The sequence below is a fragment of the bacterium genome (assembly GCA_022616075.1).
GTDB lineage: Bacteria > Acidobacteriota > HRBIN11 > JAKEFK01 > JAKEFK01 > JAKEFK01.
Map to the genome: position 1 here is coordinate 1 of JAKEFK010000059.1, position 3880 is coordinate 3880.

The 3880-nt window shown below is 50.4% G+C and carries 3 protein-coding genes; all 3 read right to left on the bottom strand.

Going from position 1 to position 3880, the window contains the following annotated elements; all coding sequences use genetic code 11:
- Window positions 1-253: Gfo/Idh/MocA family oxidoreductase (locus tag L0156_04990; protein MCI0602348.1), on the bottom strand; the 253-nt coding region annotated here is incomplete at its 3' end.
- Window positions 250-1710, bottom strand: coding sequence for an alkaline phosphatase family protein (locus L0156_04995; protein MCI0602349.1), 1461 nt, complete (start codon window positions 1708-1710; stop codon window positions 250-252). The genes L0156_04995 and L0156_04990, both read right to left, overlap by 4 nt.
- A 58-nt stretch (window positions 1711-1768) precedes the next feature.
- Window positions 1769-3133: a hypothetical protein gene (locus L0156_05000; protein MCI0602350.1), complete on the bottom strand. Its 1365-nt coding sequence runs from the start codon at window positions 3131-3133 to the stop codon at window positions 1769-1771.
- Between the last annotated feature and the right edge of the window lie 747 nt (window positions 3134-3880).

Genomic DNA, 3880 nt, shown 5'->3' on the forward strand with positions numbered 1-3880 from the left:
GATGTGCAGATGGCGGAGTTGCAACAAGAACACCATGAAGCCGGGACCGTTCCAGCATCATCCGGTGATCAGCATAGATTTCGGCATTGGGAAGAAGCCTTTTTGCGGTTTGGCTGCTTTCAGGAAGCGGATCAACAACGGCGGCGGCGATGCGCACTCCGGGCAATGTCTGAAGCGCCGGCAAATAATAGTCACGCACCAGCCGGCCAAATCCGACCAAACCCAATTCCAATTCGTGAAGTTCGGAAATCATGACCCGATGCGCACGCCCAGCAAGTGAGAGACAAATCGAGGAAAATCACTATTGTGCGACAGTGGCGGCAACCCTCCCTGCTTTACTCCTCGACCGAGAACTAATGCGAAACCCTCCGCACGGTGCTCACCGGTTCGTCCTGAGTCCGGTGCAGCTTTCACAGTGCCGAGAGATTTTGAACTCACTTCGTTAGCAGGATACTCCTCCCTCCACCGGAGCAGAAGATCGGGCAAAAGATGTTGCCGCGAACCGGGGTAAATTTCTTGTAGCAATAGAACATCTTCAACGATCGGGACGTTTGTGCCGGCTGCTCGCAGCCCAAGAAAACTTTCCGTCACATGTTCGATGTAACGGAGATAAGAATCGCTTCCCGCTTCGAGGATTCCCTGCGGCTCGCGTCCCATCACATTCAAACGCACGAAACTAAAGAGGTCCGACCGCAAAGCGAAACCGGGTGTCCGCTTCCAATCCAGTCCCCCTGTCACTTCGCGACTCACAACAAAGTCACGAACTTCAACCGGCACAGACCGGGCGATCGCGTGCTGCACAGGCGCAGGAATCGATTCACGCAGCGCGCGGATCAACCCGCGCTGTTTTGGCAACGAATTGTCACCTGTAAAAGTTTCATTGAAATAGATCGCATTAATGCGGTCCATCGCGCGGCGCACAAAATGTTCTTGTGAAAAATTGTAGCCCATACCGTGAAGCGCAAAAACCACAACAGTAGTCAAATTGAGATCCACACCTTCGATAATCGTTCCGATCGCTGCATCTACCGCCTGATACACCTCAAGGAGAGCGCCGCCCGGCACGTGCGAGTGCACTTCATCATGATCGCGCCACAGGATGTGTCCGCCGCGATGGCACTCTCCGAATACTGTAAGGAAAAAATCCCATTGAGTCGTATCGCGAAGCCATCTGGAAAGTTGCCCTTTGATTCCGGCGCCATCAACGCACTCCTTCTTCATGGTAATCAACTGGCTGGTATCCTTGCTCACCGGAATTTCATAGCCCATTGGATGAGGACCGAAACGGCGCCGGATCTCCGCGCGTAACCCGGTTGAGGTCGCGCCGAACTTTCCGATCAGGTCATGAGATCCCCAATTGATTACCTCAACAGCTTCCGGCAAACGATTCTCGAAAGTGAAAGGAACATCGAGAACGGTCACTCCCAATCCTGCGCGCGCCAGGTCATACCAGAAAGGTTCACAGTAAATCCAATCGGACGAAATGCGGCGCATTCGCATCGAAGAAGGATCCCATTGAATGTGTTGAGTGATCCCGTGCTCGCCGGCATGTTTCCCCATGTACATCGTCGGCCAGACGGATGCAGCAATGTGTTCGGCGCTCGACCGGAACTGGAAAAGGGCTGCTTCCTGCAACAGACGTTGGAACGTTGGAAGTTTTTCGATCGAGGAACGAATGAAGGATAACTCACCCGCGTCAACGGCTACCATGAGTACGCGTCCCTTTAACGGATGGCTCACCCCAGTTCGCTTCTCCTTTCAGGTGGCATTATTTTCTCACAATTTTCGCGAAAAGCCCGGAGGGAAAATCAATACAACCACTAACCGCGCACCACAACATCGCAGGCCACGCAGGAATTGCATAGCGGTGCAGGTAACCAATCATGCCTCCCATCAATAACGTTCTTATTACAACACATAAAATCATCAGAATCGTCAGGGTGTGATACCACCGCAGTTTTTTTTCACGTTGATATCGGAAAACTTGAAGCACTGACAGAGCCGCAAGGGAAAACACGAGTAACTTTAATGAAAAGAAAAACAGAACCATCAGGAGGAAGAGAAAACCATTGTGCGGGACAAGTCGAAACCATTGTTCGCTGGCTACCAGATTCAGCCAGATCTGAGCCATAGCCCAAATCTTTGCAAGAAGGGAATGTCGAAAAAAGTGCTCTTGCTTTCGTTTTTCAGCTACCTTCCGGAAAATGTCATCTACATCTTGATCGTATTTTCTTCGTTGTTCGGAGAGCTCACACGCTCTGCGGATCTCACTGCGCTCATACTCATCCGAAAAAGCGCGATCCGGAAGGTGGTCGAATTTCGACCGGTTCATATATGGTCCATTCAGAAAATTCTTGAACCCCATCCTTTCGGTGGCAAACCACGTTTGTACCCAGTTCAATGCGCCGGGTTTTGTTAGCGAGAATTTCCCAAATACTCCGACCTTTCCTTTCAAAATAAGATGATATCCTGATAAAAAGCCGGCCGATGCTACGAAGAGAAGAGAGAGTGTCATAGCAATCCATAACGGTACTCTCTCCCTCCACTTCAAAACAAGCGCAACGAATAGGAATACGGGTGTCAGTACAATCATTTCGGGGCGTAAAAGGATGGTTGCGCATAATAACAATGTGGAAAGGAAAAAGAATCCAAAGGCGGACCCTGGTTTAGCCGCTCTGATAAAAGCAAACAGACCCAGCAATCCGAAAGTCAGCAACGAAGCTGTCAGCGAATCCGGATACAATCTGCGCGTAGAATCAAATACCCACGGTTGAATGCCAAGAAGGAAAGCGACGAAATAAAGCCTTGGTGATGAGCCCAGAGCGCGGCTTGCAATGCGATAAAAGAAAAGAATTACACCGATAGCAAGAAGCAACTGGACTACTGCGCAGCGGTATCTGACGTTGCCGGCTCGATCATTTGCAAGGTTGCATAACGCAATGAATAGTTGATATCCCTGGGGTCGATGCGAGTCGCTAATAAGAGGCTTATAGAAAGCTTTCGTAACATAGTAAGTCTCATCCCCTTGGAATTTTGGAGGCCACGTTGAAAAGATGACAACAAAACACTGGACTGTAAGGAGTAAAAGGAGCAGAACGAGTGGACCCACCTTGTGTCTGGTCTGTTCGCTCATCAGAGAGTGGCTTCAGAATAACCGATTTTGAATCTGCGTTCACCCGTGCCGAAATTGTAGCGCCGGCGGTTTGCCGGCCAGGCTTCGCAAGTCGAGATGCTTCCAGGAAAAGAAGAATCCAGCCTATAGTAAGACAATGACGCCAGAGCGCTATCATCGTTTTACAGACAATTGAAACAGCAGTTGACCGCAGAAGAGTCCGTTCTCGGACTGGTAGCCCTGGGGTCCATGGCTGCACAGGACTAGGTTCCTGATCAATGGTCGGATCATGATTTCTTTGTGATTGTGCGATCAGGCCATCAGGAGTTTTTATCGCTCTGATCTTTTTATCTGAACTCTCCCGACAAAACACTTCTGGATGATCTGGATTCACATCGCAGATTCGAGCGCGTGTTTCCTGAAGCCGGGCGCGAGATAATCAGGATCTTGCGACTGGACACAGTGGACGCTGCAATTGAATTGCTGCGATTTGCCACGGAAAACTTCCAGGAACAACTGCCGAACTTCCCTGCACGGGCTGTCGCAACCGTTTCTCGGTTTTTAGAAAGCGAGTTGTAGGGCTTTCTCGACATCTTCCATCGGGCTGATCTTGCCTAAATACTTTCTCAGTGAGGGCAAATCGAACGGCTGTTACTTAGTGTCCCTCCCCATAAATATGATGACATATGCTGCTGGCTCGCAGGCTTGATGGCAAGGCGCGAGCGAGGCGCATACCCGCTGTGGTATGTAACGAGCGAGCAACGAAGC